Origin of the sequence: Kribbella sp. NPDC050241 (assembly GCF_044459685.1) — a bacterium.
Lineage (GTDB): Bacteria > Actinomycetota > Actinomycetes > Propionibacteriales > Kribbellaceae > Kribbella.
The window spans coordinates 1-5,805 of sequence record NZ_JBITJE010000026.1 but is presented as its reverse complement, the minus strand read 5'-3'; the positions used below and the strand labels follow the sequence as shown (position 1 = coordinate 5,805).

The 5,805-nt window shown below is 66.9% G+C and carries 6 protein-coding genes; 3 read left to right on the top strand and 3 right to left on the bottom strand.

Annotation, left to right across the window (positions count from 1 at the left end; all coding sequences use genetic code 11):
- Positions 1-173: 173 nt before the first annotated feature.
- Positions 174-1,643: an SDR family oxidoreductase gene (locus tag ACIBG5_RS43480; protein WP_396397971.1), complete on the top strand. Its 1,470-nt coding sequence runs from the start codon at positions 174-176 to the stop codon at positions 1,641-1,643.
- Between the two features lie 14 nt (positions 1,644-1,657).
- Here the strand turns inward: ACIBG5_RS43480 and ACIBG5_RS43475 are convergent, their stop codons facing one another.
- The 3 genes from ACIBG5_RS43475 to ACIBG5_RS43465 form a co-directional block, all read right to left on the bottom strand.
- The gene (locus tag ACIBG5_RS43475) at positions 1,658-2,737 is read right to left on the bottom strand and encodes a questin oxidase family protein (RefSeq protein ID WP_396397970.1); all 1,080 of its coding nucleotides are present in this window, start codon (positions 2,735-2,737) and stop codon (positions 1,658-1,660) included.
- A 113-nt stretch (positions 2,738-2,850) separates the two neighbouring features.
- Positions 2,851-3,228, bottom strand: a complete 378-nt coding sequence (locus ACIBG5_RS43470; protein WP_396397969.1) for a VOC family protein — start codon at positions 3,226-3,228, stop codon at positions 2,851-2,853.
- A 12-nt stretch (positions 3,229-3,240) separates the two neighbouring features.
- Positions 3,241-4,254, bottom strand: coding sequence for a questin oxidase family protein (locus ACIBG5_RS43465; protein ID WP_396397968.1), 1,014 nt, complete (start codon positions 4,252-4,254; stop codon positions 3,241-3,243).
- A gap of 220 nt (positions 4,255-4,474) precedes the next feature.
- Here ACIBG5_RS43465 and ACIBG5_RS43460 point away from each other — a divergent pair, with 220 nt between their 5' ends.
- Both ACIBG5_RS43460 and ACIBG5_RS43455 read left to right on the top strand, forming a co-directional pair.
- A complete protein-coding gene (locus tag ACIBG5_RS43460) occupies positions 4,475-5,020 on the top strand; it encodes a sigma-70 family RNA polymerase sigma factor (RefSeq protein ID WP_396397967.1) in 546 nt (181 codons plus the stop codon).
- On the top strand, positions 5,017-5,679 hold the full coding sequence (locus ACIBG5_RS43455; protein WP_396397966.1) for an anti-sigma factor family protein: 663 nt from the start codon (positions 5,017-5,019) through the stop codon (positions 5,677-5,679). The genes ACIBG5_RS43460 and ACIBG5_RS43455 overlap by 4 nt, the downstream gene beginning before the upstream one ends.
- Positions 5,680-5,805 lie beyond the last annotated feature (126 nt).

Below are 5,805 nucleotides of genomic sequence, written 5' to 3'. Positions count from 1 at the left end.
GCCTAGGCCGAAGGGCGCAGCATCTCTGCCTCGCAACAAGGACTTACTGACATGGCACCCTGCCGTACCACCCCGAAACTGGCCGCCCGGTACCCCCCACCAAACCCGCAAACCAACCAACTCCCCCGGCCGGCGGCTGTGCTGGATTCTCGCCACTCGGGCACCGGGAAGGCATGAATCAGCGCCTCGCCCTCGTCACCGGAGTCACCGGCTACATCGGCGGCCGCCTCGTGCCGGAGCTGCTCGAGGCCGGCTTCCGGGTCCGCGCGATGGCACGGAACCCACGCCGGCTCCGCGATCGGACCTGGTACGACGAGGTCGAGGTCGTGGAGGCGGACGCCGGGGACGCGCGGCAGCTGCGGGCGGCGATGGACGGCGTGGACATCGCCTACTACCTGATCCACTCCCTCGGCACCGGCCGGCGGTTCGAGGCACGCGACCGGCATCACGCCTTGACGTTCGCGACGTCTGCCAGGGAGGCCGGCGTATCCCGCATCGTTTACCTCGGCGGCCTCTACCCTGAAGGCGAGGAACTCTCGCCGCACCTGGATTCCCGGCGCGAGGTCGGCGAGATTCTGCTGGCATCCGGCGTACCGGTCACCGTGTTGCGCGCGGCCGTGATTCTCGGGTCCGGCTCGGCGTCGTTCGAGATGCTGCGGCACCTGACCGACCGCCTGCCGGTGATGGTCACCCCACGCTGGCTCAGCAGCCGGATCCAGCCGATCGCCGTCCGCGACGTCCTGCACTATCTGGTCGGCAGCGCGTCGATGCCGGCGGACGTGAGCCGTGGGTTCGACATCGGCGGACCCGACGTACTCACCTACCGCGACATGATGCAGCGCTACGCGGCGGTGGCCCACCTCAACCAACGGCGCATCCTCCTCCTGCCGCTGCTCACGCCGTCGCTGTCAAGCCACTGGGTCGGTCTGGTCACCCCGGTGCCGAGCAGCATCGCCAGACCGCTGGTCGACAGCCTGGTTCACGAAGTCATCTGCAAGGAGCACGACATCGCGACGTACGTCCCCGATCCAGGGACGGGACTGACCGGCTTCGATCAGGCGGTGTCGCTCGCGCTCAAGCGGGTCCGCGACCTGGACGTGACAACCACCTGGGCATCCGCGTCAACGCCCGGCGCGCCGAGCGATCCGTTGCCGAGCGACCCGGACTGGTCCGGCGGCTCCTTGTACGTCGACGAGCGCGAAAGCGTCGTACCTGCGAGCCCCGAACGGCTGTGGACGGTGATCGAAGGTATCGGCGGCGGCAACGGCTGGTACTCCTGGCGCCTCGGTTGGTGGGCGCGCGGCCTGCTGGACCGGCTGTTCGGTGGTCCAGGTCTGCGCCGCGGCCGGCGCAATCCACGGGACCTGTCGGTGGGCGATCCGCTCGACTGGTGGCGCGTCGAAGAGATCGAGGATCACAAGCTCCTCCGTCTGCGCGCCGAGATGCGACTCCCCGGCCTGGCCTGGCTCGAACTCGTCGTCGATCACGACGACGCGGGCAGCACCGTCTTCCGTCAACGCGCGCTGTTCCATCCCCACGGCCTGCCCGGCCACTTGTACTGGTGGGCGATCAAACCCTTCCACGGCCTCGTCTTCGGCGGGATGCAGCGCAACATCGCCTCGGCCGCAACAGCTGCGACCTAGGAGCCCGGCCGGGGTCAGTGGCCGACGAGCTGCTCCGCTCGCAACGCCGCTCTGAGCGTGTCGGGATTCCCCGTGCGCTCGTAGGCCTCGACCGCGGTGTCGGCGAACTTCAGCATATGTTCATCGCTGTTCTCGGCCGTGCGCTGCAGTACCTCGGCGACCGGGTTGGCATCCGTGGCAGAGTCGGCTGGTGCGGCGGGGAGGGCAGCGTCGTCCGCCGCTGTCGCCGGCGCGTACATTGCGACGATGGCAGCGCTTGCTCCCCATACCGCGGCGAAGCTGGGTTGCCACAATTCGCTCGGGAGCACAGGAAGCGTGTGCAGCACGGCGTTGGGTGCGGTTGCCGTGTGCAACAGGAGGACCGGGCTGCCGTGCGCAGAGTTCAGGTAGCGGATCGAGGCGGCGTCCACCAGTTCTGCCAGTCTGGCGGGCACATCGTGGTCATCGACAGGGCGGCGGATGGCGGCTACCGACTCGGACCAGCCGGGCACGGTGGCCAGCCGCGGGATCCGGGAGGCGAGCACGCCGCTTTGATCTGCCAGGTGCGGCACCGCGTCCAACGCACTGGTGGCGTCGAATTCGCCGGTGGGCGTACTCAGCCCAGGGACGAGCCTGGATCGGCCTGCCCAGAAGGCCAGACCATGCGCCAGTTCGATCTGCGCAGCCTGGCTCTCGTTGCCTGCCAGCAGGGTCCGAACTGCGTGCCCGACACGGATCACGCCGTGGGTCGCGCCGGCCACGATGCCAGGCAGCAGCCGTGGCCACCACGTCGTCAGCACGTCCCGCCAGGGCAGTTCGGTGACCTGCCTGGTGAAGTACTCGGTCCAGTCGGCAATCCGTTTGGCGTTGCCGAGCGCAACTTTCCAGTCCTCGTCGGTGATCGGGGCGCTGGGCGACGGGAGTTCGACCAGGCGAGGCAGGTAGGCATCGATCCAGCTGTGCACGTCGAGGTCCAGGTTCCGGCGCACGATCACCTCGGCCGCCATCGGGCCGTGGTTGGTCAGACCGTTGTTGCCCTCCTCGTCACCACCGAACTCCGGTCCGGTACGACGCAGCCGCTCATAGGTCTCGTCGAGAATCTCGCTACCGCTCATCGCCGCACTACCTCCGTCAGTCAGTGGCCGAGCCGACGGTAATCGCCGGGCCGCGTTGACCCACAGGTCCAATTCGTGCCATAAGTTCCATGCCACTTCCGCACGTCGCGGCTTCAGGGGATGGCCACTCCGGGGTCTTGGGTGAATTCGTAGAGATTGCCGTCCGGGGCGCGGAAATGCACCCAGGCGTTGCCGTCGCCTTCGCTGCCCGTGGGGCCGGAGACGATCTCGACCCCGGCCGCGCGCAATTCCTCGGCCGCGGTGAACACATTCTCGACAAGGAACCCGACGACCGGACCGGTCGTGAAGTGCCGATTGTGTGGATGCTCAGGACCGAACACCTCGACCTTGGCACCATCGGCCATCGTGAGGACCCAGAAGTCCGGCATCGGGTTCTCGCCGTGCAGGCCGAGCACCTCCTGAAAGAACTGAACGGTCGCCTCGGCCTCGGTGGTGCGGGTACCGACCCAAGCCAACTTCTTGATCCTCATGCGCGCTCCCCCTCAGGCGATCAGACGGATCGCGTGCAGGCCGGCGTCCAGCACTCCTGGGATCTCGGCGAAGTCGATGGCGGTATCGACGAACTTGATCGCGTGTTCATCGCCACCGGCAACGGCCTGGGACATGACATCGTCCGGATCCAGTAGGTGATGTTCCGAGGCTGGACGCGGTTCCGAAGGTGAATACGCCGCAGTCACAGCGGCTGCGGCTGCCCAGGCCGCTTCCAGACTTGGCTGCCAAAGCCTCTGCGGCAACTCCGGGAGAGTTCTCAGAACCGCATTGGGTGCGGTGGACGCGTGTACGAGCATGACCGGGCTGCCATGCCCGTGCGTCCCATAGCGCAGAACCGATGCTTGCACGATCGAGGCGAGCCGATCCCGTATCTCTCCCGTGCCCGGCACAGCACCCGAGGCCTCGCTCCAGCGATCGGTCACGGCGAGTTGCGCGAGTCGGTGGCGAATGCCGAAGCGTTGATCCGCGACGCGCGGCACCGAATCAAGGGCAGACCGCGGATCGTTCGCGCCGTACGGCCCCTCGCCGGCGGGCGCCAGCGGCTGCCAGCGTGCGGCCCAGTACGCCAGGCCGCGAGCCAGCTCGACGACCCTCGGCTGTGTCTCTTCATCTGCCAAGGCACGCACAGCATGGCCGACCCGGATCACCCCGTGGGTAGCGCCAGCGGCGATCCCTGGCAGCAACCGTGGCCACCATCTGGCCAGCACTTCACGCCAGTCCGCCTCCCTGACTTCCTCCTCGAAGAAGTTCAACCAGTCGCCGGTTCTCAGCGGGTCGCCGAGAGGATCCCGCCATGAGTCCTGCTGGATCCGATCCAGTCCGCGCGGCCGCGATTCGAGCTTGTCGTGATACTCGTCGAGCCATCGATGCACCACGGCTCCACGACCCCGCCGTGTCAACGCTTCAACAGCCATCGGCGCATGGTTCGACAGCCATCCATCACGCTCGGGGCCGGTGTCACGCAACCTCTCGTACGCTTCGTCCAAGTAGTCGTCTGTATCCACGTCGACCACCCTCATACTTAAAGAAAACTTCAAGTCAACCGCCATCTTGCGGCAGGCAACGCAGCGATCTCCGGTGGTTCATCCGCTGGCCTGTCGCCGTGGTCACCGGCCGCTTCTCCCACCACCGCGGCCACTTCGATCCAGGACAGCGCGTGGCGGCTCGCCGAGGACGACGAGGAGCCGTCGCACTCGGTGACGACAGTCCGGCCTGAACCATCCGATGACGAGCCGCGTATTTAGGCGTGTGTCGACGGATGGTGGATCCGGGAGCGAAGCGGACCTCGAGGTGCTGTACGACCGGTATCGCAGGCCGCTCCTGGGCTATGTCCTGCAGTCAGTGAGCGGAGATCGTCAGTACGCCGAAGACGTCGTCCAGGAGACCATGATGCGCGCCTGGCGGAACTCGCCTGCCCTTGACCCGGACCGAGCAGGTCCTTGGCTGTTCACCGTGGCGCGGAACCTCGTCATCTCGGGGCACCGCCGGCGCGCGGCGCGCCCGACCGAGGTACCCATCGCCGAGAGGGAGTTCGTGTCGGCAGACGACGACATCGACCGGGTCCTGCAGGCCTGGCAGGTCGCAGAGGTACTGCGGGGGCTCAGCCGGGACCATCGCCAGGTGATCGTCGAACTCTTCTACCGCCGGCGGACCGTCTCCGAGACGGCCGAGCAGCTCGGTATTCCGATCGGGACAGTCAAATCGCGAAGCTTCTACGCGCTGCAGGCGCTGCGAGCGGCTCTCGAGGAGCGAGGAGTCACCGGCTCATGACCTGTCCACAAGCCGACGCGATCGGCGTCTATGTTCTCGGGGCACTCGATGCCGACGAACGCGTCGAGCTCGAGAGGCACATCCGGGACTGCCCGAGCTGCCAGGAAGCAGTCCAGCAGCTCGCCCGTGTGCCAGGGGTGCTTCACAGTCTCACGCTGGAAGATGTCCTGGCGTTGCGACTCGAGGACGACGCCGATCCGGACGTCGACCGGCAACCAGCGTCCATCAGGCGTCGGCGGCGTACGCCGAAGCGGGCACTTCTCGCCACGGCCGCCGCAGTGGTCCTGCTGGTCAGCGGCGGCCTGATCGGTCGCCAGATCTCCGACGCTCCGGCATCTCCGCCACAGGTCGGAGGCGGTATCACCTGGTCTGCGACAGACGGCGTCGGCGGGATCGACACGCGGGTGCAGCTCAGCAGCCGCAGCTGGGGCACAGACATTCAGGTCCACATGGACGACCTTGCTCCTGGCCAGCGATGCATGCTGGTAGTTCACACCAGCACTGGGAAGTCGGAGGTCACCGGCTGGTGGACGACAACCCACATCTCCGAGGCAGATGTTCCTGCCAGCTCGTCGTTCGCCCTCTCGGACATCACTCGCGTTGACGTCGTCACAGCTGACAACGCGGTGCTTGCGTCTCTGACCGCAACGACACGATGAGAATGCCTAGCGGCGGTAGGTGAAGGTCCGATTCGCTAGTGTCGCGTGTTTGAAGTTGGTTTACGGCTGATCTTGGTGAGGATGGTGTCGGCGGTCTTGGTCCAGGTGAAGGGTTTGGCGCGGTTG

Excerpts from the sequence above, each read along its gene's own strand:
- ACIBG5_RS43480 (WP_396397971.1), top strand. The coding sequence starts at position 174 with ATGAATCAGCGCCTCGCCCTCGTCACCGGAGTCACCGGCTACATCGGC.
- ACIBG5_RS43475 (WP_396397970.1), bottom strand. The coding sequence starts at position 2,737 with ATGAGCGGTAGCGAGATTCTCGACGAGACCTATGAGCGGCTGCGTCGT.
- ACIBG5_RS43470 (WP_396397969.1), bottom strand. The coding sequence starts at position 3,228 with ATGAGGATCAAGAAGTTGGCTTGGGTCGGTACCCGCACCACCGAGGCC.
- ACIBG5_RS43460 (WP_396397967.1), top strand. The coding sequence starts at position 4,475 with ATGACGAGCCGCGTATTTAGGCGTGTGTCGACGGATGGTGGATCCGGG.
- ACIBG5_RS43455 (WP_396397966.1), top strand. The coding sequence starts at position 5,017 with ATGACCTGTCCACAAGCCGACGCGATCGGCGTCTATGTTCTCGGGGCA.